The sequence below is a fragment of the Ruminococcus sp. 1001136sp1_2201st1_G3_2201SCRN_220225 genome (genome assembly GCF_040924365.1).
GTDB lineage: Bacteria > Bacillota > Clostridia > Lachnospirales > Lachnospiraceae > Blautia_A > Blautia_A faecis.
In genome coordinates this window covers 1-25,464 of record NZ_JBCOME010000058.1, presented here as the reverse complement: position 1 = coordinate 25,464, position 25,464 = coordinate 1, and the positions used below count along the sequence as shown (strand labels likewise).

Here is a 25,464-nt window from a genome sequence, read left to right as displayed (position 1 = left end):
ACTGCTTATGCAATTCCCTCATTTCATCTGGTGCCTTCATAGCATGTTGATACATAAATTTATCTCCAAAACTGCTTCCAAATGTAACTGCCAGCATAATCGCTAAAAATGGCAAGGGTAAAAAGCGAAAAATATTCATTTCCGACAATGTCTTCCCATTTATTGTAACTGTCCAGTGAATTTATCATTGTAACAATCGTATTACTTTTATTATTTTTCAATTCAGTAAGTGCTTCATACAGCTGGTTTTCCCGGACAGTAAGCAAGACAAAATCATAAATATCATCGTTTGGTAGTTCTCCAAGGATCCAATCACACCAGCACCATAAATCAATATTCTCATAAGAATCATTCCTCTCCTCTTACCCCAGTGCCACATCCAAGATCATCATCAAACTAAATCCAAGTTCAAAGAAAAGCGTACCGATATTCGAGTGCTGTCCCTGAGACATTTATTAGCATTATGTATTCCTTTCTGTATAGTCAAAAGTACTTTCACGTCGTTCTACTGTTAGATTTAACTAACTGTCATGTATAAAAGAAACCGTGCAAAAAGCAAACTGTAATTTCACACGGTTTTCCTTATGTTTAAGTATATCACTTACGATATCATATAACAATATAATTCTTTTAACAATTTACAAAAAGCCGGAGGTCACAATAATCTTCATGAATCGACGGTTTCTTTTCCTGGCATTGCCTTTTTCTGTGTTACTGCCTTTCTTTCAGCTTTTCCTTCATCCTTAACTGCTGTATTTGCTTCAACGCCAGCTCTTGGCACAGTTTCTCTGCTCTCATTTTTCTCTGCCACCTGCTGTTCTCGTCTCTCCTTCACACCTTTTTCTTCCAGACTGCAAAAACTCTGCAAATACGGCAGTACATGATTCTGCATATCATTCATATTTCCAATCGGTTCCCAGTCAATGCCTGTAAGGTCAAAATCATCGGTCAGAAGAAAATATCAGATATCCTTTTTACAATTTCACCAATCACATTTATTACGGTCTTTGTTACAAGCACGAATCAAGTCAGGTACAATACCGAAACGTCTTATCTGTTAAAATCCTTGCAAAGATTAGTCCAAGCGGAAGCGATGCAATGATCAGAAGCGCAGCTGCAAACCAGGATGCAGAAACGGATAAGGACATGATTCCAAGGTTATAAAATCCACGGTATAAATAAAGCCCCGGTACCATGACCACAATGGAAGGCACTGTCACGGAAATCCTTGGATAACCCACCTTATTTTTCAAAAGGGAGGCAAGAAGTCCGGCTGTAAGTGCCCCTATAAATGCAGCTACTGCCGGAGGTAAAGCTACGAGATCCACCAGTTCAAGACGGAGGGTATTTGCAATTGCACCAAGTACTGCCGTAGAACAGGCAATCCTGACTGGGCTGTTAAACATGATGGAAAAACCGAACACGCCGAAAAAGCTTGCAGCAAGCCGTGTGAGGATCCACATTGCAGCAGACATACGGATCTTTATGAAATCCACTGGCTGCAGGTGAAGGAGCATAGCCATGATCCAGGCAGACATGGTGGCTACCAGAACAATGATCAGTGCATAAGTGAGCCTTTCCATGCCAGAACGCATATGTAAGTGTTTTCCATTATAAGTTTCCATGAAATAAAATTTGTGAAAAATACCGAATCTTATCATCGGTCCCCCAGCAGGTCATTCCCACCGCATCTGCCATTTCCTGGGCATCAACACAGTAGGCGGACAGGCAGGAATAGTGCCTGTAAGGACCAGCGGACATGATCAGCAGGTCGGTATTTCCAGATTCCATTATTTTAGAGGCCAACTGTTCGGTGAGTTTATTGTGCGCAAGCTTCGCCATTTTATAGTCCATATCCTTGCTTTGTATCGTCTGTAGAATAAGCGCTTTTTCATAGGCAAATACCCTTTGTTTCATAGATTCTACCGTTCCGCATTCAGGTGGACATGCTGGATTCACGTTGTAACATCCACACTGATTTTCTTCACAAAACTTTCGGTATTCCGGTTTGAATACGAGTTTTTTTGTGTCCATGATTGCCGTATTTGAAAAACCAAGTTTTTTCGCTTCTTTTATGTAATCCATAAAGTACTTTCTCCAAGTTTTTTCTAATTACCAAAATTTTTTCCATACGCTGTTTTTATACATGCCCTAATAGAATGGTATTTTTTAATTCCCTTGCCGCAGCTCCCATAGGATGCTGGCTGTCATACACCAGGCAGATCTGGCGCTCCGGTATTTCATCTTTTAATGGAATCTGTACGATCTCTTTTTTCAAAAGGGAAGGTGCGGCCATCGGCTGGGGCAAAAAGGCAAGCCCGAGCTCGCATTTTACCAGAGGCAGAATCTGATCCGCAGTGGCAGCTTCCGTATCCGGGGAAAGATCCAGACCATGTGATAAAAATACACTGTTGTAGAATTTATAGGTCATAGTTTCCCGCCCAAGAGAAATCAGCGGATAGTTCTTTACCTCCCGAAGGGAAAGCTCCTGACTGCTAAGGGCGGTAAAAGTAGTGCCTCCAACCAGAATCTCCTGAAACGGCATGAGCATGATCTGTTTCAATGGGAAATCCACCTCTGCCGGAGTGGAAACTACTGCAAAATCAATCTTTCCACTCTTAACTGATTCAATGGCTTCCGGTGTGGAATGGTTGTATAGCCTTAACCGGATTCCAGGATAAGTCATGTGAAAACTTTTTAATTTATCCAGCAGGAAAATATTGAGGGCAGTTTCACTGGCACCGATGGCTACACTTCCATGGGATAATCCGGAGCTGTCTGCCAGCTCCTCTCTGCTGCCTGAAACTGCTCCATTGCACTTAGCACATGGGTATAAAGCCGTTCTCCTTCCGGAGTGAGCTGTACGCCGCGGTTGGTACGGATAAATAAAGTGGTATTCAGCTGTTGTTCCAGACAATTCATGGCCCGGGTAATATTCGGCTGGCTGTTGTTTAACGCCTGGGCCGCCTTGGTAAAGTTGTGGTATTTTGCCACATAATAAAAGATTTTATAATACTCGAAATTAACGTCCATAATATTTTTCCTTTTTGACATGTCATATATTTATTTCAGTCATATCAATTATATCTTTTACTTATTACTACGTCAAGCGTATTATGTACTCGAACAAAAAAGAACGCTGTTGTAGGGCAAAAAGCGGTTTATTGTAATAGGAAAACAGCTGCCCGACCAGTTTTCAAAGGAGGAACAAATGCTTACAGCAGTAACCGGTATTAACTGGGGCGATGAAGGAAAAGGACGTGTGATCGATCTTCTTGCAGAGCAGGCAGATGTGGTTGTCCGCTACCAGGGCGGAAACAATGCAGGTCACACAGTGGTAACCACCCAGGGCAAATTCGTTTTAAATCTTCTCCCCTCTGGTATTTTACATCCAGGTGTGGTGTGCGTCCTCGGGGACGGAATGGTGGTTGACCTGGAACATCTTTCCCGGGAGATCCATGAAATAGAGAAAAAAGGAATCCGGGTAACACCGGATCATCTGAAACTTTCAAAACGTGCTACAGTCTCCATGCCATGGCATAAGGTGCAGGATGAGTTAGAAGAAAACAGACTTGCAAAGACAGGAAGTGCCTTTGGTTCTACCCGCCGTGGAATCGCCTATGCATACAGTGACAAGTACCGTAAAAAAACACTTCGCCTGGGAGATCTCCTTCATTTAAAAGAGGATTCCGTAAAAGCCAGATTAAAAACCATGCTGGTGGCAAAGAACCTGGAGCTTGCAGGCTGTTATCATCAGGAGCCAATGTCCTACCCTGCACTCCTTACCTGGTGTGAGGAACAGGCTGAACTGTTTGGTCCCTATATTGCAGACACCGGGGAATATCTGGAACAGGCAGTGTCAGAGGGCAAAAAGGTGGTACTGGAAGCCCAGCTTGGAGCCATGAGGGACATTGATTACGGTATTTTCCCCTATACCTCAAGTTCCTCTACCATTTCTGCCTATGGTCCCATTGGTGCCGGAATCCCTGGAAAATCCCTGGATCACGTAATTGGCGTTTTAAAAGCGTATTCCACCTGTGTTGGCGCAGGTCCTTTTGTGGCAGAACATGCCATGTCCGATGACTGGGAAGAAGCGTTGCGGAAAGCTGGCGGTGAATATGGTGCTGCCACCGGTCGTCCCAGAAGGATAGGTCCCTTTGATGCCGTAGCCAGCCGCTATGGGTTAAAATGCCAGAATGCAGATAAGATCGCGTTGACAAAAATGGATGTCTTAAGTTCCATGAAAGAGATTCCTGTGATCACAGGCTATAAACGTGACGGTGTTATAGTAACCGATTTTGATCCTATGGATGAACTGGATAGTTATACCTCTGTAGTAGAAATGTTTCCAGGATGGAAATGCGATATTTCGGGCTGCCGGACTTATGAAGAGCTTCCGGAGAATGCAAAAGCTTACATTCGTATCCTGGAGCAGCTTCTGAACCATGAAATCCAGTTTATTTCCGTCGGAGCCAGACGGGATCAGTTTTTAACAAAAGGAGCCTGGTTATGAGACATTTGATCGATCCACTTGATTTTACTCTTGAAGAAACTACAAAAGTTCTGGATCTGGCTGACCGCATTGCAGAAAGTCCAGAAGTGTACAGCCATGTGGCAGATGGGAAAAAGATTGCCACTCTTTTTTACGAACCAAGTACCAGAACCCGTCTTTCCTTTGAATCTGCCATGTTAAGCCTTGGCGGAAAATCCCTTGGCTTTGCAGGTGCTGAACAGTCCAGTGCCACAAAAGGAGAAACGGTAGCCGATACTGCCCGGGTGGTAAGCTGCTATGCAGATATCATTGCAATGCGGCATCCCAAGGAGGGCGCTCCCCTTCGCGCTTCCATGTATGCCACAGTGCCGGTAATCAATGCCGGGGATGGCGGACATAATCATCCTACCCAGACATTAATCGACCTTATGACCATCCGCCAGAGAAAAGGTCATCTGGATCACCTGACAGTTGGTTTTTGCGGTGACTTGAAATTTGGAAGAACCGTACACTCCCTTGTAAACAGTCTGGTACGTCATCCAGAAAATGAGTTTTACTTCATCTCCCCGGAAGAGCTTAAAATCCCGGATTACGTAATTGAAGAGACCTTAAAGCCTAACCATTCTTTTTACAAAGAGGTTACCAGCCTGGAGGAAACACTTCCCAAACTGGACGTACTCTATATGACAAGGGTTCAGAAAGAGCGTTTCTTTAACGAAGAAGATTATGTCCGGTTAAAGGATACCTATATTTTAAACCGCGAGAAGCTGAATCTGGCACAGCCGGATATGCCGGTTCTCCATCCTCTTCCAAGGGTGGATGAGATTGCCTCAGATGTGGATCAGGATCCAAGAGCCGCTTATTTTGACCAGGTACAAAACGGAAAATATATCCGTATGGCACTTATTATGGCGCTGCTTGAAATCCCGGATCCGCTGACAGGAAGGACGGTGCTGTAATGTTAAAGATTGAATCTATCCAAAATGGAATTGTGATCGACCATATCCCGGCTGGAAAAGGAATGGATATTTACAAGCTATTGGAACTGGACTCCCAGAAGCAGTCCATTGCCCTACTGCAGTCCGTAAGAAGTGAAAAATACGGCTGTAAAGATCTGATTAAAATAGAGGGGCTTACAGAGCCTGAGCGTCTTGAAGTCCTTGGTTATTTAAACGATGGAGTCACTTTGATCGTAATTCGCGATGGAAAGGTGGTAAAAAAATATCATCCTGTTCCGCCAAGAACTTTAAAAAATGTAATCAAATGCAAAAATCCCCGCTGCATTACCAGTACGGAAGCAAACTGCGAGCACATCTTCAAATTGTCCTCCAGTGGAAAATATAGATGTATTTACTGCAACCAGGAAGCTTCCCTCTTAAGATAGAAACTACCAAACCCTCCCTTGTATGTCGCTTAAGAGGAAAATACCCTTTAGGTTTATTTCTATTCCTAAAGGGTATTTAAAAAAATATTTAAATGCATTAGCAGTCATGGCAATAATAGGGATCGTCTTTGCCAGTTCATGGGAACTTCTGCGGATTGCTTTCGTTGCCTCATAGCCATTCATAACCGTCATCTGCAAATAAAGTCGCATACAAGGATCCAATCACACCCGCACCATAAATCAATATTCTCATAAGAAACATTCCTCTTACCCCAGTGCCACATCCAGGATCATCATCAAACTAAATCCAAGTGCAAAGAAAAGCGTACCAATATTCGAGTGCTGTCCCTGAGACATTTCCGGGATTAGTTCTTCAACCACGACATACAACATGGCTCCTGCTGCAAAGCTCAGTAAATATGGTAATGCCGGGATTACCAGCTGTGCAGCAAGAATCGTCATTACTGCTCCAATCGGTTCAACCACTCCTGAAAGTACACCTCCCAGAAATGCCTTTCTTTTACTTTCACCCTCTGCCCTAAGCGGCATGGATATAATCGCTCCTTCCGGAAAATTCTGGATAGCAATTCCAAGTGATAAAGCAAGTGCACTTGTTGCTGTAATCTGTGCATTTTCAGCAAGAAATCCTGCATACATTACACCAACTGCCATACCTTCAGGGATGTTATGCAATGTAACTGCCAACACCATCATCGTAGTACGGCCAAGTTTGCTTTTCGGTCCCTCTGCCTGATCACTTCCAACATGAAGATGCGGAATCAAATGATTAAGTGCGAGTAAAAACAATATACCCATCCAGAACCCAACAACTGCCGGAACAAACGATAAAGTTCCCATATTCTCAGATTGTTTAATTGCCGGAATCAGAAGACTCCAGATTGAAGCAGCAACCATTATACCTGCTGCAACCCCTGCAAGTGCACGTTGCACTGACTTGCTAAGTGTTTTTCTCATAAAAAACACGCATGCTGCACCTAGCGTTGTTCCAACAAATGGAATCAGTATACCTTCAAAAATATTTATTAGCATAAAATTTCCTTTCATATATGCTCGAAAAAATTTATTGGCAAAAGTAATTATCTTCAGCGATATAGTATTTATTCTATAGCTTGTTGATTATATTCCCTAATATCTATTATTCTATAATTTGTCATATTTTTATCGTGTTAGGCAAAACTAACTATCTAATTTAAAGGAAACCGTGCAAAAAGCAAGCTGTAATTTCACACGGTTTTCTTGTACTTAAGTATATCATTTACGTAATCATGTAACAATAGAATTTTTTCAACAATGCTTTGATTTTTTTCTGGACAATTGAAGTCATTGTCTAAAGAGTACATATTTAATATTCTGCAGCAATTTACAAAAAGCCATTTCTTTTTTTATTCAGCTTCTGCCACTGAAACCTTTCCGTAAACTGCTTATATAATATCTTTTGCTTTTTCTTCTCTTTTACCGGAAATTCATAAATCAGCGGATAAATCTGAGCAACTCCATCCGGATAAAATTCTTTCTGGTGATACAGATTACTGTTTTCAATAATTCTCCATCTTTGATTTGCATCATCCCAGAATAGCTTTTCTATCTGTGCCTGTAGCTTATTACGCATTTCACGGATTGCCTGCACATCCTTTAGTCCTGCATGTTCTAATTCGTACAGGCCTTTCCATACTTCCAGATTATCCATCAGATAAACTGTTGTATTTTCTTCTGAGACCTGTGTAATTCCATCCTGCATCAGGCTTTGAATCTTTTTTAATGCAAGGCTGATTCCCTTTTTCCAGTATTCCGGCAGGTCTGTACTTTCTGTCTTTTCCAGATATTTTCCCATAAGAAAAAGATACATACCAAGATACCCGTCTTCGGAATCAGCCTTTTCTTTATAAATAAGTTTCCCACTCTTTTTCCTGTAGATTCCCATTTTTCCATCTGTTTCCAGCAAAATCCCGATATGCCAGTCCAGATACCTGCCAACAGCTTTTTTCTCTGTTTCAGTAATGGGGCAGTTCTTTGTTTCTGCCAGAAGCCCCAGTGCAGCCATACATGCAAAGTATGGATTAACATCTCCGGCTTTACTTCCATTCATGTAAAATTCACCCTCAGGCCCCTGATTTTCAAGAATCCACTTTTTTTCTCCGGTCAAGACTGTTTCCAGCCATTTCTGCCGGGCATCTATTTCTTTTCTCAGGTTCTGATAATAAATGAACATAAGTGAAATTCCCACAGTTATGCAAAATATAATAAGTTTCATCACGTTCTTTCGATGTTTTACTTTTCTTTTGCATTGATTGTGTTTATGCTCATGCATCTATATTCTCCAGGATTTTTCTGATTTTGATACTTGCAGTCCCATCACCATAAGGATTTCTGGCCTCACTCATCCTTCTGTAAATTTCAGGTTCTGTAAGAAGCTGCCTGCATTCTCTGTAAATATCCTCCATTTTCGTGCCTGCAAGCTTTAAGGTTCCTGCTTCCACACCTTCCGGACGTTCTGTTGTATCTCGCATGACCAGCACAGGTTTTCCCAATGCCGGAGCTTCTTCCTGAATTCCGCCACTATCAGTCATGATCAGATAACTGGCTTTCATCAGGTTATGAAATTCTACCACATCCAGTGGTTCGATCAGGTGTATTCTATCACATCCACCGAATTCCTCATCCGCGATTTTTCTGACCTGCGGATTCAAATGTACAGGATAAATAACCTTCACATCTGTAAATTCCTCCACGATCTTGCGTATAGCCCGGAACATATCACGCATGGGTTCTCCCAGATTTTCCCTTCTGTGTGCTGTCACAGCAATCAGTCTGCTGTCTTTTGCCCATTCTGTTTCCGGGTGATAAAAATCATTTCGCACCGTATAGTGCAAAGCATCAATTCCTGTATTTCCTGTGACAAAAATCTGCTCTGGATCCTTACCCTCTTTCAGCAGTGCATCCGCTGCTTTCTGGGTCGGTGCAAAATGCAAGCTGGCAGTAAGTCCAATGGCCTGCCTGTTAAATTCTTCCGGATAGGGAGATTTCATATTATAAGTACGAAGTCCCGTTTCCTATCTCTATTTTTGTGTATGCAATTTTTTGTTCTTGTAATAAGATATGCTCCCAATATAAGAATTTCTACACCGAGAATGTAGCGTCAAGTTAAAACATTTTGCTATCCGGCATATTTTTTTTTGTTGTCTTTTTTTGATCACCCCATTTATTCCCAGTGTATTTTCATTGTCAGAGTACATACTAGCAATGTAACATCAAACAAAACAACAATTAACCAAGGAGGAAAATGATTATGTCAAACAATACTTCTTCTAACAAAGCAGCTGTACCAGAAGCAAAGGGCGCATTAAATCGTTTCAAATTTGAGGTTGCAAATGAGCTGGGTGTGCCGCTTACAGACGGATACAACGGAAACCTTACTTCCAAACAGAATGGTAGTGTAGGTGGTTATATGGTTAAAAAGATGATCGAGGCGCAGGAAAGATCCATGTCCGCAGGACAGAGCGGCCAGAGTGGTCAGTACTAATTCAAAAAACGCCTGATTAAGTAAAAAAATACAGGGTATTACTTACTCCTCAACGAGAAGCAGGTAATGCCCTGTTTTGAAATAGATCTTTTTTGACGCTCTAACCTTCTGATCCTGCGTTTTCTATTATACGCTCAGCTTCTTCTCCATGATCCAGCCGCTGATTACATACAGCACTGCCGCAATGGCAAATGATGCTGCAATATACAGGACAAAAGTAAGTTCCATACTTTTCAGAACCGGAATGAGATCCAGCAGCTTCCCAATAACAGAAGATATTACCAGGAAGATAAGGAAGCCGGCGATGCCGCTGCCTTTTTTGCCTGCAAGGACACTGGCGGATAAGATCACGGACAGGTCAGCATTCACAATGAAGACGATCCAGCTTGCCAGAAGACCAAAGAAATAGAAAGCTGCTTCTGCCGGAGTAAAAGTCACGGACCAGTTTACTTCCATAAAGGAACTCACCAGATTGATCATCTCTTTCAGACCGCCAATGTAAAGAGTTGCAACTGTCACATCAATGGCTGCCAGCGCTGCAAAAAATGCGCCTGCCATGATAATGGAAATTCCATTTTCCAGGATCTTGGCTCCCAGAATCTGATAACTGCTCTTTGGTGTGAGAAATAACATATAACTCTGTTTGGTATTCAGGTCACGATGGAGAACATTTACACTCTCTATACCAATGTAGATAACACCAAATATTGTACACATGACCAGGAAAATAATTCCCATTGCCAGAATATTATCCTTTTTCCAAAATACACCTATTAAAAATGCAATTTCTGCAACTGCTGTGATCACCAACAGAACCAGTTTGGAAAATGCGGTTTTCCGAAGCTCATATTTCATCAACTTTAACATACTTCTTCTCCTCCATGTCCATAGATTTCACGGTACAGATCCACTACGGATTTGTGTTGATTAATCCGAAGCTCCTCTACCATGCACTGATTTGCCAAAATACCATCTTTCATAAAAATGGCTGCATCTGCTACACGTTCCAGTTCGTCTACGAGATGACTGGAAACTACCAGTGTCACATCTGGATCTATGGCTTCCAGAATGCTCTTCATGATCTGGTCTCTTGCAAGAAGGTCAATGCCGTTCAACGGTTCGTCAAGCAAGTACAGCCTAGCCTCCCTTGCCATGGTAACTGCAATTTTCAGCTTGGCCATCATACCAGAGGACAGCTTCTTCGCTTTCATGTCCTCTGTAAGCTCCATGCGGGAAATCATCTGTCTGTATTTCTCCATGGAAAAATCTTCGAAAAAGTCCTCATAATATTTTCCCACATCTGAAACTGTCATCCAGTTGTAGAAATAAGGCTCCGTGGACATATAAGCAATTTCTTTTTTACTCTCTTTTCCAATGGGAGTTCCCTGATAAAGGATCTCACCGTTGGTAGGCTTTACAAGTCCTGCCACCATTTTCATCCAAGTGGTCTTGCCGCTTCCATTGGGGCCAAGCATGGCGTATACAAGGCCTGGCTCCAATTGTAAAGATACCTGATTCACAGCAGTCTTACTGCCGTATTTCTTCGTTACTTCTCTGCTCTCTAAGATCATTTTTATACACTCCTCGTCATTCCGACTGTTCTTTCTCCAGAAGTCCGATTGCCTGAGCTCTGGAAAAACCAAGCTGCTCCATTCCTTCCAGGAATTCCCGGATCAGGGCTCCTGCCATCTCTTCCTTCAGCTGATGCACCCGTTCCGGATCTTCTGTCACGAAGGTTCCCATCCCGCGTCTGGTAAAGCAGACGCCTTCCATCTCCAATTCTTTATATACGCGGCTGACCGTATTGGGATTAATGGTATATTCTACCGCCAGATCCCGCACAGATGGAAGCTTCGCACCAGGAGACAGCTTACCTGTTACAATATCCCGCTTTATAGAATTTGCTGCCTGGAGATAAATTGGCAGCGATGAATTATATTCCATGTTTACCTCTCTTTCTGCATTACTGTCATAGTTGTATAGTACACTAGAATTGTGTTTTCGTCAAGTGTTTTTTTATATTTTTTCACATAAGGAACAAAACCGTGTTTCCTGTGCAAAAAAAAGAACATTGCACTTCCCTGCAAAGGAAATGACAATGTTCTCTTTTCTATTTCTTTTAGAATCTTTTTCCATTTTCTTCGTTTTCCATCTGCGCCTTGGCTTTTCGCCCGATTCCTGCATTGCTGTTCATAATGCTGGCCCGGGTGATCTTGTCGTTTCCAAATTTCATGCGGATGGCATCCATCGCTGCATCCAGCTTCTGGCGCTGTTCCTTTTTCGCACAGTCCTCAAACAGGGACATCTGTTCGAATCCGTCCTCAGTAAGTCCGGTGAGTGCCACACCGATCAGACGTAATGGCTGCCCTTTCCAGAACTCTGCGAACAGTTTTCTGGCATTTGCGTAGACTTCATCGGTTACATCCGTAGCACTTCCAAGCTTCATCTGATGGGAACGATTCTTAAAATCCAGAGTGCGGAAGGTGACAGAAATACAGGTACATTTCTTTCCTTTCCGCCTCATTCTGGTGGCTACCACATCGCATTGCTCCAATAAAATAGGCTGGATCTGCTCCATAGATACAATATCATCATTGAAAGTCTTCTCCACGCTGAAGCCTTTACTCTCCTCAGGCACTTCCAAAACCGGAGAATTGTCAATGCCTCTGGCGTACTGGAAGAGCTGATGTCCGGTCTTTTCTCCCAGAAGTGTCTGAATAGTGGACTCCCTTTCCCGAGCCAGTTCCCCTATGGTGCGGATACCGAAATCAACCAGCTTCTTTTCCGAAGCTTTTCCCAGAAATAACAGATCTCTGATGGGAAGAGGCCACATTTTTGCCGGAATTTCTTCCGGGAAAAGGGTGTGCACTTTATTTGGCTTCTCGAAGTCCGAGGCCATTTTCGCCAGCAGCTTATTGGTGGAAATTCCCACATTTACTGTAAATCCAAGCTCCTGATAAATCTTATCCTTTATCTCACAGGCTGTTGCTATGGGATCCGGGTAGATCAGGGAAGTTCCAGTCATGTCCAGAAATACCTCATCAATAGAAAAGGATTCCATTGCAGGAGCATAAGATTTACAAATTGCTTTAAATGCCTGGGAATTCTTCGTGTAAAGGCGAAAATCACTAGGTACCACTACCAGATTCGGGCATTTTCGAAGGGCCATTGCCACGGGCTCACCAGTCTGTACTCCGTATTTCTTGGCAGGAATGGATTTCGCAACTATGATTCCGGTACGTGTCCTGGGATCACCGCCTACTGCAGACGGAATTTCCCGCAGATCCGGCTCACCTGCCTTTACTCTGCTCGCTGCCTCCCAGGAAAGAAAAGCGCTGTTCACATCAACATGAAAAATCAATCTTTCCATCTGATTCTCCTTCTTTCGTATTTTCCTTTATTTCCGAAAATTCTGTGATAGACTCAATATAGCACGTCAGAAGGAAATATGTCCAGATTCTTTATGTATATATTACGCAAATACGGTAACACAAAAAGACTGTAAAAGTTCTAAACTGGCTGTCATAGCGAAAAGCTGCTGCGAAAAAGGTCACCTTTAGTTCAGATAACTCAGAATATTGTCATTATCCAATGTGAACAGCTCCAATTGCGCGGATATCCATTGGATAAACGTTCTCTCTGCCAACATACTGGGAAATGTATTCTACATAATTCTCCATTTCATTTTCCGGTACAACAGCTGCAATAACACCGGCAAATCCGCCGCCATGTACTCGGCAGATACCGCCGCCGATCTTGTTCAGGAACAGCTGGGTAAGAGCAAGAACCAACGGGATCTTCTGCTCGTGGCAGTCTTTCATGCAGTAGCAGTTCTGAAGCAGTTCCCAGGACGATCTTCCGGATTCATCCATCAGCTTCAAAAATTCCTCGTAATCTGCCTTACCAATTGCCTCTGCTGCCCGTTCTACACGGGAAGTCTCTTCAAAGAAGTGAATGGAACGGAGAATTGCTCTGTCGTCCTGAATCTCGTTTACATGTGCAAGCAGATTTTCAAGAGTAGTCTCATGAAGAAGCTCTGCACCAAGTACCTTGGCTGCTGCTTTCATCTCACCTGGAATCTCAGAGTATTCCTGGCTGAGATCTGCATGGCCTTTTCCAGTGTTTACAATTACCAGTTTGTGACCAAATTTTCCATAGGAGAAGTCCAGCTTGCTGTATTTCAGATCATTTCTGTCTGCAAAGTCGAAGAGAACCGGACCACCAACTGCACATGCCATCTGATCCATCATTCCGGAAGCTTTATCCCAGTATACGTTCTCTGCGTACTGACCAATCTTTGCATAGTCTGTGTAAGTCATCTTGCTGTTGTTAAAGAAGTAATCGATGATTACGCAGATCAGCATTTCAAAGGATGCAGAGGAACTTACTCCTGCTGCTGCGATCACGTTGGTGCATACATAGGCATCAAAACCAGCTGTCTGAAAGCCATTCTTCTTCGCACCTTCCATCATACCGGCAACCAGGGCAAAGGTTCCTTTCGGATAGTTGGCTCTGCTGATCTTGTCAAGATCAACTACGATCTCATCTCTGTAGCCTTCACTTGTAATGTGGATCACGTTGGTTCCATTCGGTGCAGCTGCGCCGATGGTATCCAGATTGATACTTCCTGCGATTACCTTGCCACCGTTGTGGTCAACATGGTTTCCGATGATCTCTGTTCTTCCAGGGGAAGTAAAGAAATCTGCATGGTCATGTTTGTAGATTCTGGCAAAGTTGTCTGCAAGACTCTGGAAACGAGCTACGCAGGCACTGCTCTCTCCATAGATTTTCTCAAGTTTTGCTTTTTCTGATAAATTCATGGTCTCATTCTCCTATTTTTGTTAATATTGTTATAATTTTACATTCTGTACTCCAGCTGCCTCAGTGCATATTTTCTGCTTCATCTGTGCTTATCCGGATCTCTCATCAAGTTAATTTCATTTTACATGCATTTCCTTTGCATTACCTTAAATAACTTGCGAAAAACAAGTAATATATTGCGTTTTTATCTTTAACAGATGTATAATACAGGTAAATTTATGCGTTTTATTGTAGTTCTCTATTTTTGAACATATGGAATTCTATACAGTCCACAGGATATGAAATTTTTTCTCGGGAGGTTTGGCATGCAGATCATAACCAATCAGTTTCAAAAAGAATTAAAACAGCACGGCAATGAACAGTTTCCATTTCTGGTCAGCTACCAGAAACTTTCAGAATATGAGTCTGGTTCCTTTATGTGGCACTGGCACCCGGAAATAGAGATTACTTATGTGCAAAAAGGCACTATGTGCTACAAGGTCAACCATATAGTTTACCACTTAAAAGAAGGAGATATTGTATTTAACAACTCCGGTGCCCTTCACTCTGGCACAATGGAAAATCAGAAGGACTGCGCTTATATTCCTGTAACTTTTGATTCCAGGCTGATTTATGGATTTTTCCAAAGCACTGTCAACAGCAAATATGTAGATCCTGTCATTCAGGATTCTATGCTCCCTGCCATCTGTATCGACCAGAGTGAGCCCTGGCACAAGCCTTTTCGCGAATATCTTCTCCGCATTATTGATCTGGATGAAAAGAAACCGGATTTTTATGAGCTGGACATTACCATCTGCCTGCAATCCATGTGGCGGCTTCTTCTGGAGCATATTACCTACGAACCCCAGGCTTCCAGGGAAAACTCTCTGGAATACGACCGAATCAAGAAGATTCTGTCCTACATAGAAGAAAATTATCAAAATAAGATCACCTTAAATGACATCGCCGGACACATCCACCTGTGTGAAAGCGAATGTACCCGGCTTTTTAAACGTCATATGAATACTACCTTGTTTGCCTTTTTGCAGGAATATCGGATCGAGCGCAGCCTGGAGTTTTTGCAGGATGACCAGCCTGTCAGCGCGGTGGCTGACAAGGCTGGATTTTCAGACCCCAATTATTATTCCAAAGTTTTTGCCAAAATAAAGGGATGCAGTCCCCGGGAATATCGAAACCATAGATTTTAAGTTCAACTGGTGGTTGCTAACCTATTTTCTAATTATTGCACCAATATCTGATATAATATGATCGGTGAACCGTCAGTGGGGATTCCGGCTGCCCAGGCGGTTCCGGATTTAACCCTCTGTCTGTTAAAGCAGTACATTTCTTTAATACCGTAATTTACATATGCAACATACCATATAAAAATTCCCATCCAGATAACAGGAAAATCTGAATGGGAATTTTTTATAGCATATTCTCTTTTTCTTCCGGATAAGCCACTCCCTCTGGAAGAGGATCCCACTCGTTCAGACCAAGGCTCTGTTTGAATTTCGCCTGTTCCAATGTAAGCTTCGGGGTATCCTCCTGCAGATATTCCATCAACTCATCAATTCCCTCTCTGGTCACATTATTCACCATAAAAATGCGTTCACATCCAGCGTTGATCAGCCATTGTCTCACCATAGGGATATTGGCATATGGTGAATCAATTTTTGTGATAATGCCAATAAGAGGACGAAGGATAAAAGAGCGGCAGCTTGCACCAAACAGATTAAATGGCTCATCTGCAGCCTGCACAATTGCCACCACATCTGCCTCAAAGGAAAAACATGCAAGTCCTACACTGAATCTTTTTGACTCTGCATACTCCCCCGGAGAGTCAATGGTATCGTCATTGGAATTGGTATATTGTGTTTTTATATAATGAAGCTCCTCGCCTTTTAGTGCCTGCGTCAGTGAGGTCTTGCCGGCCTCACTTCTTCCCATCAAAAAAATTTTCTTCATCGAATTGTATTTCCCCTGTTTTCAATAAACCTTACTTGTAAAAATACAGCAGTGCATTATTTTTACATTTGCATATCATAATATCGTATCCATAAGCTGCTGTTCCCGCAGCCATAAGGTATCTGTCAGCTTCTGTGAACCGCACATGTTTTAAAGCCTAACTCTCTGTCAAAGAAACGTACGACCTCTTCCACAGCAGTCTGCACCTGGGACAATCCTCCTGTAATGATCAGAGAACCGCAAAAACGATCCATAAACCCGATCTGTACATCTGCACTCTTCATGGCAACATCTGCAGCTACCACAACCGCTTCCCAGGGAGTAAAACGGATCAGACCAATGGATTCTCCTGTGTGGTCTTCCCCCTCATGAACTCCAATATGCAGTCCCAGATTTTCATAAATACAAGATTGGGAAGGACTGATCACATGGGCAAGACAAACTTCCTTTCCCGGTACACGCACACGAGTCATACGAAGCTTCTTCCCCTTCAGATGTTCATAATCATCATGGAATAGCATTTCCAGCAGCTCTTCCTTCGTTATTCGCTCCATGCTTCTACTTCCTATCGTTTCGTAATATTGCAGACCACATATCCCAGAGAATCCCGGAAATAATTTACGATCTCAGTCATTGCAGACATTACATCAGAAATCTCTCCTGTAATGATCAAAGTCCCTGTAAACCGGTCTGCAAATCCAAGATAAACATTACCGCTCTTCACCGCAATATCAGAAGCGATAACTGCGGATTCCGGAGGTGTCATATTCATGATTCCAATTGCAGAGGAACGATAATCCAGCTGCGGATTCAACCCAAGCTTCTGATAAATGATCGGTGCCGGTCCTCCCATTACATGGGCAAAAGTAATCTCCTTACCAGCCACAGTCTCCTGCACGATTCTGATCTGTTCTCCATGTTCATTTGCCATTTATATGAATGCCTCTCTTTCAAAAAAATATCTTCACGCTATATTTGATTTTACCATTTATGAGAGCAAATAGCAAGCAAAACCAACATATCAGTCAAAATTCCTAAACATTTTTTGAGAAAAAGTGTGGTTTCTTGATCATTATGGCATTAAATGCCTTTAAAATAGTCAAAAATAAAATAGTGACAGATAATCCGCAGTGTGATAAAATAATTTTCGCTTCCAGAGTATGTAAAAAAATGCAATCTGCAAAATGTGCGTTATATTTTGTGGGAATGATTTTTCAAACAGACTCTGACACACTCTAATATGTAAGTAATTTAGTAACACTTTTTATTTACGATTTCTATATTTCTCAATAAGGAGTTTTTTATGGAAAAAGATATGACAAAAGGCCGGCCTTTGCCGGTAATCCTGAAATTTATGCTTCCTCTTATTATTGGAAACATTTTTCAGCAGCTCTATAATATGGCAGATACGATTATTGTAGGACGCTATGTAGGCGCGGATGCCCTTGCGGCAGTCGGATCCACCGGAACGATCATGTTTCTTACTGTGGGCTTCTCGCAGGGAATCACAGCTGGTTTCTCCGTACTCACCGCTCAGCGCTTCGGAGCCAAAGATACCGAAGGGGTAAAGATCAGTGTAGCTAACGGAATTCTTCTTTCCCTGATTTTTACCGTAATCATCAGTTCTTTAAGTTTGCTGGGCATGCGCCCTCTTCTGAAGCTGATGAACACACCTGACAACATTTTTCAGGATGCATATACCTACATTATGATCATCAGCGCCGGAATCATCGCCACTATTTTTTACAACCTGTTTTCCTCTTACCTGCGTGCAGTTGGAAACAGTAAGATTCCGCTGGTATTTCTTGTATTTTCCGCAGCTTTAAATGTAATTCTGGATCTGGTACTGATTATCAATTTTAAAATGGGCGTTGCCGGAGCAGCATGGGCAACCATTATTTCTCAGGGCGTTTCCGCAATACTCTGTTTGGTCTACATCTATATACGTATGCCTTCTCTTGCCCCAAACAGAAGACATTGGAGGCTTCACGGCCAGGAGAGCCGTAACCAGCTGGCTATGGGAATTCCTATGGCATTGCAGTTTGCAATTACAGCTTCCGGTACTATGGTCATGCAATCTGCCATCAATCTTTTCGGTTCCGATGCCGTTGCCTCTTTTACGGCAGCCAGCAAGGTGCAGAACCTGGTAACCCAGGGAATGATGGCTATGGGACAGACTATGGCGACATATAGTGGACAGAACTTCGGAAAGGGTGATATCAAGAGAATCCGCCAGGGTGTTAAAGCGTCTCTGGAAGCTTCTGTTGTATATGCTCTTGCAGCAGCCGTGCTGGTTTGTATTCTTCTGAAACCAGCTCTTGGACTTTTCTTCACTGGAAATGTGGATATGAACAGCATGCTTCCATGGGCAAAAACTTACATTTATATGAGTGTGATCTTTTACATTCCTTTAAGCAGTATTTTCGTATTCCGAAATACCATGCAGGGCTGCGGATATGGATTCCTGCCTATGATGGGTGGTGTTTCTGAATTGGTTGCACGTCTGGTTGTAGCAATGATTTCCATGGCGGTAGGAAGTTATGCACTTGCATGCTTCTGTGACCCGGCAGCGTGGGTTACAGCAGCAGTATTTACCGGTGTTTCCTATCTTTTTGTCATGAAAGATATCCGCAGGAAATACGAAAGACCGGAAACTGCTACTTCCGAAAAATAATCATTTCGGATGCGCATGGCAATCTTCTATGCGTTTCGTAAACGCCAAAAAACAAATCATATACTAAAAGGAGATGTTTCGATTATTTCGGACATCTCCTTTTATGGTTACCGGCCAGCTTTCTCCGGTAATTATTTTACAAAAGCTCACCTGCAAACAATAACATTTAATTGTCTAATGAAAATATATATTCCAATGGAAGCAAATGTATTTCCTCATATACTGCCTTTTTATCCTCTTCAACGCCTCTTCCATTTCCGCTTTGAGCTGGTACTTTAATACGAAATGCCGGCTGTTTTTTCGTTTGAATATAGTATTGTTCCGGGGTTCCCATTCCCTTAAATTTTTCCCTGGCCGATTCGGTCATCTGTTCCCTTTCCAGATGATAGGAAGAAGATTTCTGCATATGTCTTGCCAGCCGGTAGGATTTCGGAAGACTTCCCACTCCCTGCTGACAGTGATAATAAATGATTTCCCTTCCGGATTGAGCAAACGTCAAAAGTCCTCTTCCATCATATTCCTGAATGATCCGGATCAATGCCTTTGTCTCATTCTCGCTGGCTGGTTCCTCTCCCATACGTGAACGGATATAATGAACCGTTGGAAAATTATGTGAAATATCCATTCCACGGGCATTATATCCAAAATCCTCAGCAGGAATGCTTTGCATACGAAGCATTTGACGGTAAACTGGATTTCGAATAGCACCAAAGCCATTCTGGCGGATTTCATAACCATCCGGGTTTAAAATCGGAATCAGACAGATCCTTATTTTATCAAGGAGTTTTTTCACTTCATAAAATTCATCCAGCTTCCAGCCGCATTCGTAGGCCCTGCAGTATTCTCCTGCCATTTTCAGAAGAAGTTCCGGCAAAAGAGCCTGAGTTCCATTAATTCCAGCCACACAGAAGATCATCTGTGCGCCGGTGCCAACTTCCAGCATTGGGATCATTCTCTCGTCATGACTGTTTCCAATCACGCGAAACTGGCAAAAGCTGCTGTAGCGTCCAGCTATTTCCCATAAAGAATAATATATGTTTTCAAATGACAGCGATGTTTGTACCATATCTGCATCTGTCGGTTGTACTTTCTTTTGTATATTTACTTTCGGCATGTCACTGACAGCCGTTTTATTCTGTGGGAACAATTCTTTTCTGGCTGACAATACGCTTTCTGACAACATATTTTACCTCCTGCAGCAGGAAAAAACTCAGGCGGCATTTCATCTCTAGAGCGTGTTTGAAAAATCATTCCAACAAAGTGTAACGTACATCTTGCAGAAGGCCTTTTTTTACACGCTATAGCCTGTCCCCCCGCTGCCTGTATTATTATATGCAAAAAGGCAGGTCAAAAGACCTGCCTAATGTATGTTTCTTATTATTTTGCTGTCAGAAAAACTTCTGATCAAAATGCATGGTTATTCATATGCCATAGATTTTCTTAGATTTCTTTTTTTCTCTTTCTGACGATAACATAACCTCCAGCTACCAGAGAAAGACTTGCAAGCATCATCATAGTGGCAATCGGGGAGTTATCGGCTGTTCTCGCGTTTGTTGCAGATGTAGAACCGGTATCGCTGTCTGTTCCGTCATGGTTCTCTGCATCATCGCCATCTGTTCCATCTCCATCGCCGCTACCTGTTCCGTTATAATCATAACCGCCGGAACCAGAACCGGCTGTTGCAGTTGGCGTGATTGTGCCGGATGGAGTTACTGTGAAGTCGATTGCCTTGGACTTAAATTCTGTAGGGAGAGCTTCCTTCACGCCGGTAGCTTCCCATTCGGATCCATTGTATATGTACTTCTGGAAGAAGATATACATTCTAAAGGTCTTCGCCTGCTTGATACCATTTACATTTCCGATAGACCAGCTCTTCTGATATCCGGTGTCAATGTTCTTCGCGGACATGCTCCAGCCATACGGGATCCACTTGGTATCACCTTTGATCGGGTTTGTATTGTCAGTTCCGGCGCCAGTTACTGTGAAATTGTACATCTGCTTCGGGTAGAATGCCAGTGCTTTTTCAAGACCTGTTACCTTGCTTTCGCTGACAGACGGGTTAATGGTTGCACGAGTAGTTGGCGTCGGTGTAGTAGTAATCGGAGTTTCTGTGGGAGTGCTTGCTTTCGCCTTTAATGTAAGTACAAGTGGCGCAACTGCTTCAAGTCCCTTGGAATCCTCAGCATATACAACTACTTTAATGGCTGTATCATAAGCTACATCTGTCAACTGTACACTTGCAGAGCTTGCAATATCTCCAGAGCTCTTATAATTGCTCTTTACTGCTTCGAATCCAGGTGTAGAATCAGATTTCTTCACCCAGGTCACATAATATCTTCCTCCAACACCAGCATCATTGGTATGGAAGGTCAGATCAACAGTATGCTCATACGCCTTATTCCAGGAAATAGAATCTGCGGTCAGCGTCATAGTACTAACAGGAGCTGTAACAGACTCAAGTGCTCCAGTCTGGTTGTTAATGGTATACTCTGTAGTGTCCAGATAATGAACATGTGCCAGAATATTCTCCATAGTAGTAAGTGCAGTACCATTCGCATCCGTACCGACCTTTACAATAATCTTTCCGGCAGCTGCGTCACTTCTTCTTACCTGAAGGTCTGCTGTTTCAGCAAGCTGGCCAATTGCTGCGATACATGCGTTATCACCGCCTAAAACAATACTGTTATCATTAAGACCATCGTCCTTGTTATCCTTTACAATTACGGCGCCGGAAACACGGATCTCGCCCAGACTGTAAATAGCTCCACCTGTAATTTCAGCAGCTTCATTTACAATACCTTCAGACTGGTTTCCTGTGATAGTACCACCTGCCAGTCCGATGCTTCCGCCAGAATTACAGATTGCAGCTCCCGGCGCACTGGTTCTGTTTCCTGTCAGGGTTACACCATCGGACAATCCGAAGTAACCGCCCTCCACAGAAATAATGGAGCCTGTTGCATCCCCCTGGTCAAGTGCTCCTGTTACAGTCAGACTTAAAACAGTCTCACCCTCCTTGCCTGTACCAAACTGGAAAGAAGTGGACTCATCTTTTACTTTAAACATATCTCCTAAAAATCCGGCTGCACGTTTAATAGTAGTTCCATCCGCAGCTGCTGCAATAGAGATATTCTTATTCTGATCGATCACAACAGTCTCACTGATCTCTACAGTTCCGGTTACAAGGATCTGGGTAACTTCACCATCCTTGCCAATATTAACCGGGGCTGCCGCAATTGCCTCTGCTAATGTGGAATAGGATGTCTGGGTTCCATCTGCTGCCTTCAGGATAATCTGACCAGTGGTCTCAGGAGTAGGGGTAGCACTCTCCTCTTCCTCCAAAGTCAGCTCAGCAGTATCTCCGCTGTTAAAGCCATCATCCACAACCGCATCCGCTGCCTGAGCTGGTTCTGCTGCCGGTGTGTCTGCAGCTGCCTGGGTTGGTTCTGCTGCCGGTGTATCTGCAGCTGCCTGGGTTGGTTCTGCAGTCGGCGTATCTGCTGCCTGTGCAGGTTCTTCCACAGGTGTATCTGCTGCGGCATCTGAAATATCCTGCACTGGTTCAGCTGCTGCTTCTCCTTCTTCTGACTCTGCGGCAACAGCTACTGTGTCCTCTATTGTCACGGTCTGGGTATCTGCCTCTGCAAATGCCATTGTCACCGGAGACATTCCGGCTGCAAGGCTTCCCGCCATAATGAATACCAAAAGTTGCTTTTTCTTCATTTTAAAAAGTCCTCCTTATAAATGAGTCCCCCATATTAAATATTAACATCGAAGTCTAGTATAACATATCTCAGTTCAAAAATCAAACCTAAGGACGAATCTGTCCGTTTCCATAAATGATATATTTTGTGGAAGTAAGTGCCAGAAGTCCCATGGGGCCACGGGCATGAAGCTTCTGGGTGCTGATTCCGATCTCGGCACCAAAACCAAACTCAAAACCATCCGTAAATCTTGTAGAAGCATTCACATATACAGCAGCTGCATCTACTTCATCCAGGAATTTCTGGGCATTGTTGTAATCTCTGGTAATAATTGCCTCTGAATGGCCTGTATTGTAGCGATTGATGTGGCGAATCGCTTCATCTGCAGATCCAACTACTTTTATAGAAAGTATATAGTCCAGATATTCTGTACCCCAGTCTTCCTCAGTGGCAGTGACTGCGTCTGGGATCAAAGCCTTCGCTTCCTCGTCAGCACGCATCTCCACATTCTTTGTCCGAAGGCGCTCTGCAAGAACCGGAAGGAAAGCATCCTTCACTTTCTCATGCACCAGAAGAGACTCACAGGCATTGCAGACACCCACCCGCTGTGTCTTGGCATTCATCACAATGTCTGCCGCCATCTGAAGATCTGCGCTCTCATCCACATAAATATGGCAGTTTCCGGTACCAGTTTCGATTACAGGAATCGTGCTGTTATTTACTACTGCTTTAATAAGACCTTTGCCTCCTCGTGGAATCAGTACATCCACATATTCATTCATCTTCATGAATTCTCCGGCAGTCTCTCTTGAAGTATCAGAGATCAGCTGGATCGCATCTTTCGTAATTCCATTCTCATCCAGGGTTCTGCGGATGCAATCCACAATAGCAGTATTGGAATGGATGGCATCACTACCACCCTTTAAGATCACCACGTTGCCAGTTTTAAAGCAAAGGGCAAAAGCATCTGCTGTCACATTTGGTCTTGCCTCGTAGATGATTCCGATCACTCCAAGAGGGACTCTCTTCTGTCCAATGAGAAGTCCGTTGGGACGTTTTTTCATCCCGGTCACTTCCCCGATAGGATCTTCCAGTGCCGCAACCTGACGAAGCCCCTCTGCCATGCTTGCAATTCTGGCTTCTGTCAACATCAAACGGTCTACCAGTCCTTCTGGCATCTGATTCTTCCTGCCATTCTCTACATCAATGGCATTTGCTGTAAGAAGTGCTTTCGAATCTGCAACAAGGCTGTCTGCAACAGCCTCCAGAACCTGATTTTTCTTAGCTGTATCAAGGTTTCGAAGAACGATTTCTGCCTCTTTGGCATTCCTGCCAAGAGTTTCCAGCATTTCATTCATTTATAAGTCCTCCCTCCGGTAAACTTTACTCTGTGTCACAATGATCTGAGGACAAATGTCCGTAGGTTCTGTGGGCACCAGATCAAGGATCTGAAAATCAAAAGCCACTGCCAGTCTGGTAATATCAGGATGTTTTTCTAAAAAGCGGTCATAAAAGCCGCCGCCATATCCCACTCTGTTGTTCTCAGGATCAAAAGCTACACCAGGCATGACCATAAGAGCATCCTCCCACTTCACGATCTCGCCTCTGACAGGCTCCGGAATTCCAAAATATCCAGGCTCTAGCTGAGAAAAATCAGTAAGGCGGTAAAAAATCATATCCTTTCCCACAACCTTCGGGACTGCCACTTCTTTTCCTGCTTTCCAGGCTTCCTCAATGATATATCTGGTCATTACTTCATGATTGTAATCTGCATAAGCCAGAATATGCTTAGCCTTCACAAACTCTGAGAGTTTCAGCACCTGATCTGTAATCTGATGGCTCCATTCTTCTACCTGCGCATCGCTGCACTGCTTTCTGGCTGCAAAAATCTGCTTTCTAATGAGTCTTTTTTCTTCCATATCTTTCTCCAAGATTCACAACCGTACCATCGGCTTCCTTTACATCAATATTATCCAGCTGATTTCTAAGGTTCATCTTAATGGTGGCAATATACTCCTTGCGCAGCTCTGCCTGTTCTTTTTTCTCTTCTTCTGTAAGGCCTACGCTCTGTGCCTTATGGTGAAGGGTGTTGATTCTGTCGATTTTTGTGCTGTCCATAATATACTCCTCCTGAGAATGTTCTATGTAATTTTAATTTATACAAAAACTTAAAGCAATTGTAACTGTGAAGATACTGAACAGTTACAGCAATTTTTCAATATAATCGATCAGGAAAAACTCTTCCTTTTTCTTTCCAACAAACAATGTACCGCAGGGGTCGCCCTCCACAATGCGGTGAATATTATGAAAATCGCCGCCATTGGCAATTACCATGTCTGTACCGGCAGCTGTGGCAATTCTGGCAGCTGTAAGCTTGGTAGCCATTCCTCCAGTGCCCACTTTGCTTCCGGAGGAGCATTTTCCCATGTTAAGAAGTTCATCGTCCAATGTTTCTACCATGTCAATAAATTTCGCATCTGGATTTGTATTCGGATCATCTGTAAAAAGTCCGTCTATGTCTGACATAAGGATCAGAAGATCTGCCCCTATAAGAGCAGCTACCACTGCAGAAAGGGTATCGTTGTCTCCGAATTTTTCCAGAGACTGAAGCTCATAGGTGGAAATAGAGTCATTCTCATTAACAATAGGGATCACACCCATGGATAAAAGCTCATTAAACGTGTTCTCTGCATTTTTGCGGTTGGCGTTGTTTACCATGGTATTTTTGGTCATCAGGATCTGACCTGCCATCTGATTGTATTCTCCAAACAGCTTCTGGTAAATCATCATAAGTCTGGCCTGTCCAACCGCTGCACACGCCTGCTTCTGACGAGGCTCCTGTGGCTTCTCTTTAAATCCAAGAGCTGCTGCTCCAACAGCGATGGCTCCTGAAGATACCAGAAC

General features: G+C 43.2%; 27 protein-coding genes and 2 pseudogenes. 6 read left to right on the top strand and 23 right to left on the bottom strand.

Annotation, left to right across the window (positions count from 1 at the left end):
• Positions 1–362 precede the first annotated feature (362 nt).
• The 6 genes and pseudogenes from AB5642_RS16240 to AB5642_RS16215 form a co-directional block, all read right to left on the bottom strand.
• Positions 363–452 (bottom strand): annotated as a pseudogene (locus AB5642_RS16240) (ZIP family metal transporter); the annotation flags it as partial.
• 215 nt (positions 453–667) lie between these two features.
• Positions 668–901 carry a hypothetical protein gene (locus AB5642_RS16235; RefSeq protein WP_237925544.1) on the bottom strand — a complete coding sequence of 78 codons (234 nt, stop codon included), beginning with the start codon at positions 899–901 and terminating at the stop codon, positions 668–670.
• A 127-nt stretch (positions 902–1,028) separates the two neighbouring features.
• On the bottom strand, positions 1,029–1,595 hold the full coding sequence (locus tag AB5642_RS16230) for a threonine/serine exporter family protein (protein WP_330590364.1): 567 nt from the start codon (positions 1,593–1,595) through the stop codon (positions 1,029–1,031).
• Positions 1,596–1,611: 16 nt separating this feature from the next.
• Positions 1,612–2,085: a DUF2284 domain-containing protein gene (locus tag AB5642_RS16225; protein ID WP_173719629.1), complete on the bottom strand. Its 474-nt coding sequence runs from the start codon at positions 2,083–2,085 to the stop codon at positions 1,612–1,614.
• 55 nt (positions 2,086–2,140) lie between these two features.
• Complete coding sequence (locus AB5642_RS16220) at positions 2,141–2,710, bottom strand: LysR family transcriptional regulator substrate-binding protein (RefSeq protein WP_330634190.1); 570 nt, start codon at positions 2,708–2,710, stop codon at positions 2,141–2,143.
• Between the two features lie 38 nt (positions 2,711–2,748).
• The gene (locus AB5642_RS16215) at positions 2,749–3,033 is read right to left on the bottom strand and encodes a LysR family transcriptional regulator (RefSeq protein WP_330590365.1); all 285 of its coding nucleotides are present in this window, start codon (positions 3,031–3,033) and stop codon (positions 2,749–2,751) included.
• Between the two features lie 178 nt (positions 3,034–3,211).
• Here AB5642_RS16215 and AB5642_RS16210 point away from each other — a divergent pair, with 178 nt between their 5' ends.
• Genes AB5642_RS16210 through AB5642_RS16200 form a run of 3 tightly spaced genes read left to right on the top strand, consistent with a single transcriptional unit; the run spans position 3,212 to position 5,876 of the window.
• Positions 3,212–4,513 (top strand): adenylosuccinate synthase, encoded by a 1,302-nt coding sequence (locus tag AB5642_RS16210; RefSeq protein WP_368371758.1) that lies wholly within the window; start codon positions 3,212–3,214, stop codon positions 4,511–4,513.
• Positions 4,510–5,451: an aspartate carbamoyltransferase gene (pyrB, locus tag AB5642_RS16205; protein WP_195478796.1), complete on the top strand. Its 942-nt coding sequence runs from the start codon at positions 4,510–4,512 to the stop codon at positions 5,449–5,451. Before AB5642_RS16210 ends, pyrB begins: the two co-directional genes overlap by 4 nt.
• Entirely contained in the window at positions 5,451–5,876 is a 426-nt protein-coding gene (locus tag AB5642_RS16200) for an aspartate carbamoyltransferase regulatory subunit (protein WP_148462559.1), read from the top strand. The genes pyrB and AB5642_RS16200 overlap by 1 nt, the downstream gene beginning before the upstream one ends.
• 267 nt (positions 5,877–6,143) lie before the next feature.
• On the opposite strand, the gene AB5642_RS16195 is transcribed toward AB5642_RS16200, so the two are convergent.
• From AB5642_RS16195 to wecB, 3 genes and pseudogenes are all read right to left on the bottom strand, one after another.
• Positions 6,144–6,926, bottom strand: coding sequence for a ZIP family metal transporter (locus AB5642_RS16195; protein WP_173770888.1), 783 nt, complete (start codon positions 6,924–6,926; stop codon positions 6,144–6,146).
• 331 nt (positions 6,927–7,257) lie between these two features.
• Positions 7,258–8,106 carry a hypothetical protein gene (locus AB5642_RS16190; protein ID WP_368371757.1) on the bottom strand — a complete coding sequence of 283 codons (849 nt, stop codon included), beginning with the start codon at positions 8,104–8,106 and terminating at the stop codon, positions 7,258–7,260.
• Positions 8,107–8,197: 91 nt separating this feature from the next.
• Positions 8,198–8,935: pseudogene (gene wecB / locus AB5642_RS16185) on the bottom strand (non-hydrolyzing UDP-N-acetylglucosamine 2-epimerase); the annotation flags it as partial.
• A 248-nt stretch (positions 8,936–9,183) separates the two neighbouring features.
• Between wecB and AB5642_RS16180 the strand changes: the two are divergent.
• Positions 9,184–9,417: an alpha/beta-type small acid-soluble spore protein gene (locus tag AB5642_RS16180; protein ID WP_118584211.1), complete on the top strand. Its 234-nt coding sequence runs from the start codon at positions 9,184–9,186 to the stop codon at positions 9,415–9,417.
• Positions 9,418–9,543: 126 nt separating this feature from the next.
• On the opposite strand, the gene AB5642_RS16175 is transcribed toward AB5642_RS16180, so the two are convergent.
• The 5 genes from AB5642_RS16175 to AB5642_RS16155 all read right to left on the bottom strand — a co-directional run bounded on the left by AB5642_RS16175 (position 9,544) and on the right by AB5642_RS16155 (position 14,237).
• Positions 9,544–10,284, bottom strand: coding sequence for a hypothetical protein (locus AB5642_RS16175; RefSeq protein ID WP_118584212.1), 741 nt, complete (start codon positions 10,282–10,284; stop codon positions 9,544–9,546).
• Positions 10,278–10,988: an ABC transporter ATP-binding protein gene (locus AB5642_RS16170; protein ID WP_118584213.1), complete on the bottom strand. Its 711-nt coding sequence runs from the start codon at positions 10,986–10,988 to the stop codon at positions 10,278–10,280. Before AB5642_RS16170 ends, AB5642_RS16175 begins: the two co-directional genes overlap by 7 nt.
• Before the next feature lie 16 nt (positions 10,989–11,004).
• Positions 11,005–11,361 carry a GntR family transcriptional regulator gene (locus AB5642_RS16165; RefSeq protein ID WP_195409586.1) on the bottom strand — a complete coding sequence of 119 codons (357 nt, stop codon included), beginning with the start codon at positions 11,359–11,361 and terminating at the stop codon, positions 11,005–11,007.
• 175 nt (positions 11,362–11,536) lie between these two features.
• Positions 11,537–12,787, bottom strand: a complete 1,251-nt coding sequence (locus AB5642_RS16160) for a DNA polymerase IV (protein ID WP_173770408.1) — start codon at positions 12,785–12,787, stop codon at positions 11,537–11,539.
• 214 nt (positions 12,788–13,001) lie between these two features.
• On the bottom strand, positions 13,002–14,237 hold the full coding sequence (locus tag AB5642_RS16155) for a galactokinase family protein (RefSeq protein ID WP_195409585.1): 1,236 nt from the start codon (positions 14,235–14,237) through the stop codon (positions 13,002–13,004).
• A 306-nt stretch (positions 14,238–14,543) separates the two neighbouring features.
• Between AB5642_RS16155 and AB5642_RS16150 the strand changes: the two genes are divergently transcribed.
• Positions 14,544–15,425 carry an AraC family transcriptional regulator gene (locus tag AB5642_RS16150; protein ID WP_195409584.1) on the top strand — a complete coding sequence of 294 codons (882 nt, stop codon included), beginning with the start codon at positions 14,544–14,546 and terminating at the stop codon, positions 15,423–15,425.
• A 220-nt stretch (positions 15,426–15,645) separates the two neighbouring features.
• Here AB5642_RS16150 and AB5642_RS16145 read toward each other — a convergent pair whose 3' ends face one another.
• The 3 genes from AB5642_RS16145 to AB5642_RS16135 form a co-directional block, all read right to left on the bottom strand.
• Positions 15,646–16,185 carry a EutP/PduV family microcompartment system protein gene (locus AB5642_RS16145; protein ID WP_148462568.1) on the bottom strand — a complete coding sequence of 180 codons (540 nt, stop codon included), beginning with the start codon at positions 16,183–16,185 and terminating at the stop codon, positions 15,646–15,648.
• 125 nt (positions 16,186–16,310) lie between these two features.
• A complete protein-coding gene (locus tag AB5642_RS16140) occupies positions 16,311–16,739 on the bottom strand; it encodes a BMC domain-containing protein (protein ID WP_118578381.1) in 429 nt (142 codons plus the stop codon).
• An 11-nt stretch (positions 16,740–16,750) separates the two neighbouring features.
• Entirely contained in the window at positions 16,751–17,116 is a 366-nt protein-coding gene (locus AB5642_RS16135) for a BMC domain-containing protein (RefSeq protein ID WP_118578382.1), read from the bottom strand.
• A gap of 372 nt (positions 17,117–17,488) precedes the next feature.
• Here AB5642_RS16135 and AB5642_RS16130 point away from each other — a divergent pair, with 372 nt between their 5' ends.
• Positions 17,489–18,859, top strand: a complete 1,371-nt coding sequence (locus AB5642_RS16130; RefSeq protein ID WP_118578383.1) for an MATE family efflux transporter — start codon at positions 17,489–17,491, stop codon at positions 18,857–18,859.
• A gap of 166 nt (positions 18,860–19,025) precedes the next feature.
• Here AB5642_RS16130 and AB5642_RS16125 read toward each other — a convergent pair whose 3' ends face one another.
• The 6 genes from AB5642_RS16125 to proB form a co-directional block, all read right to left on the bottom strand.
• Positions 19,026–20,042, bottom strand: coding sequence for a M14 family zinc carboxypeptidase (locus tag AB5642_RS16125; RefSeq protein ID WP_368371756.1), 1,017 nt, complete (start codon positions 20,040–20,042; stop codon positions 19,026–19,028).
• A 257-nt stretch (positions 20,043–20,299) separates the two neighbouring features.
• Positions 20,300–22,579 carry a hypothetical protein gene (locus tag AB5642_RS16120; RefSeq protein ID WP_118578384.1) on the bottom strand — a complete coding sequence of 760 codons (2,280 nt, stop codon included), beginning with the start codon at positions 22,577–22,579 and terminating at the stop codon, positions 20,300–20,302.
• 88 nt (positions 22,580–22,667) lie between these two features.
• Positions 22,668–23,918 (bottom strand): glutamate-5-semialdehyde dehydrogenase, encoded by a 1,251-nt coding sequence (locus AB5642_RS16115; protein ID WP_173715584.1) that lies wholly within the window; start codon positions 23,916–23,918, stop codon positions 22,668–22,670.
• Positions 23,919–24,479 (bottom strand): 5-formyltetrahydrofolate cyclo-ligase, encoded by a 561-nt coding sequence (locus AB5642_RS16110; RefSeq protein ID WP_173715583.1) that lies wholly within the window; start codon positions 24,477–24,479, stop codon positions 23,919–23,921.
• Entirely contained in the window at positions 24,457–24,678 is a 222-nt protein-coding gene (locus AB5642_RS16105) for a DUF896 domain-containing protein (protein ID WP_118578386.1), read from the bottom strand. Before AB5642_RS16105 ends, AB5642_RS16110 begins: the two co-directional genes overlap by 23 nt.
• An 84-nt stretch (positions 24,679–24,762) precedes the next feature.
• Positions 24,763–25,464 (bottom strand): glutamate 5-kinase (gene proB / locus AB5642_RS16100; RefSeq protein ID WP_368371755.1); only part of this gene is annotated, 702 nt, incomplete at its 5' end.

What these genes read in the sequence shown, in the direction of transcription:
- AB5642_RS16235 (WP_237925544.1), bottom strand. Translation starts at nt 901, where the DNA reads ATGAATGATATGCAGAATCATGTACTGCCGTATTTGCAGAGTTTTTGC.
- AB5642_RS16230 (WP_330590364.1), bottom strand. Translation starts at nt 1,595, where the DNA reads ATGCGTTCTGGCATGGAAAGGCTCACTTATGCACTGATCATTGTTCTG.
- AB5642_RS16225 (WP_173719629.1), bottom strand. Translation starts at nt 2,085, where the DNA reads ATGGATTACATAAAAGAAGCGAAAAAACTTGGTTTTTCAAATACGGCA.
- AB5642_RS16215 (WP_330590365.1), bottom strand. Translation starts at nt 3,033, where the DNA reads ATGGACGTTAATTTCGAGTATTATAAAATCTTTTATTATGTGGCAAAA.
- AB5642_RS16210 (WP_368371758.1), top strand. Translation starts at nt 3,212, where the DNA reads ATGCTTACAGCAGTAACCGGTATTAACTGGGGCGATGAAGGAAAAGGA.
- pyrB (WP_195478796.1), top strand. Translation starts at nt 4,510, where the DNA reads ATGAGACATTTGATCGATCCACTTGATTTTACTCTTGAAGAAACTACA.
- AB5642_RS16200 (WP_148462559.1), top strand. Translation starts at nt 5,451, where the DNA reads ATGTTAAAGATTGAATCTATCCAAAATGGAATTGTGATCGACCATATC.
- AB5642_RS16195 (WP_173770888.1), bottom strand. Translation starts at nt 6,926, where the DNA reads ATGCTAATAAATATTTTTGAAGGTATACTGATTCCATTTGTTGGAACA.
- AB5642_RS16190 (WP_368371757.1), bottom strand. Translation starts at nt 8,106, where the DNA reads ATGTTCATTTATTATCAGAACCTGAGAAAAGAAATAGATGCCCGGCAG.
- AB5642_RS16180 (WP_118584211.1), top strand. Translation starts at nt 9,184, where the DNA reads ATGTCAAACAATACTTCTTCTAACAAAGCAGCTGTACCAGAAGCAAAG.
- AB5642_RS16175 (WP_118584212.1), bottom strand. Translation starts at nt 10,284, where the DNA reads ATGTTAAAGTTGATGAAATATGAGCTTCGGAAAACCGCATTTTCCAAA.
- AB5642_RS16170 (WP_118584213.1), bottom strand. Translation starts at nt 10,988, where the DNA reads ATGATCTTAGAGAGCAGAGAAGTAACGAAGAAATACGGCAGTAAGACT.
- AB5642_RS16165 (WP_195409586.1), bottom strand. Translation starts at nt 11,361, where the DNA reads ATGGAATATAATTCATCGCTGCCAATTTATCTCCAGGCAGCAAATTCT.
- AB5642_RS16160 (WP_173770408.1), bottom strand. Translation starts at nt 12,787, where the DNA reads ATGGAAAGATTGATTTTTCATGTTGATGTGAACAGCGCTTTTCTTTCC.
- AB5642_RS16155 (WP_195409585.1), bottom strand. Translation starts at nt 14,237, where the DNA reads ATGAATTTATCAGAAAAAGCAAAACTTGAGAAAATCTATGGAGAGAGC.
- AB5642_RS16150 (WP_195409584.1), top strand. Translation starts at nt 14,544, where the DNA reads ATGCAGATCATAACCAATCAGTTTCAAAAAGAATTAAAACAGCACGGC.
- AB5642_RS16145 (WP_148462568.1), bottom strand. Translation starts at nt 16,185, where the DNA reads ATGAAGAAAATTTTTTTGATGGGAAGAAGTGAGGCCGGCAAGACCTCA.
- AB5642_RS16140 (WP_118578381.1), bottom strand. Translation starts at nt 16,739, where the DNA reads ATGGAGCGAATAACGAAGGAAGAGCTGCTGGAAATGCTATTCCATGAT.
- AB5642_RS16135 (WP_118578382.1), bottom strand. Translation starts at nt 17,116, where the DNA reads ATGGCAAATGAACATGGAGAACAGATCAGAATCGTGCAGGAGACTGTG.
- AB5642_RS16130 (WP_118578383.1), top strand. Translation starts at nt 17,489, where the DNA reads ATGGAAAAAGATATGACAAAAGGCCGGCCTTTGCCGGTAATCCTGAAA.
- AB5642_RS16125 (WP_368371756.1), bottom strand. Translation starts at nt 20,042, where the DNA reads ATGTTGTCAGAAAGCGTATTGTCAGCCAGAAAAGAATTGTTCCCACAG.
- AB5642_RS16120 (WP_118578384.1), bottom strand. Translation starts at nt 22,579, where the DNA reads ATGAAGAAAAAGCAACTTTTGGTATTCATTATGGCGGGAAGCCTTGCA.
- AB5642_RS16115 (WP_173715584.1), bottom strand. Translation starts at nt 23,918, where the DNA reads ATGAATGAAATGCTGGAAACTCTTGGCAGGAATGCCAAAGAGGCAGAA.
- AB5642_RS16110 (WP_173715583.1), bottom strand. Translation starts at nt 24,479, where the DNA reads ATGGAAGAAAAAAGACTCATTAGAAAGCAGATTTTTGCAGCCAGAAAG.
- AB5642_RS16105 (WP_118578386.1), bottom strand. Translation starts at nt 24,678, where the DNA reads ATGGACAGCACAAAAATCGACAGAATCAACACCCTTCACCATAAGGCA.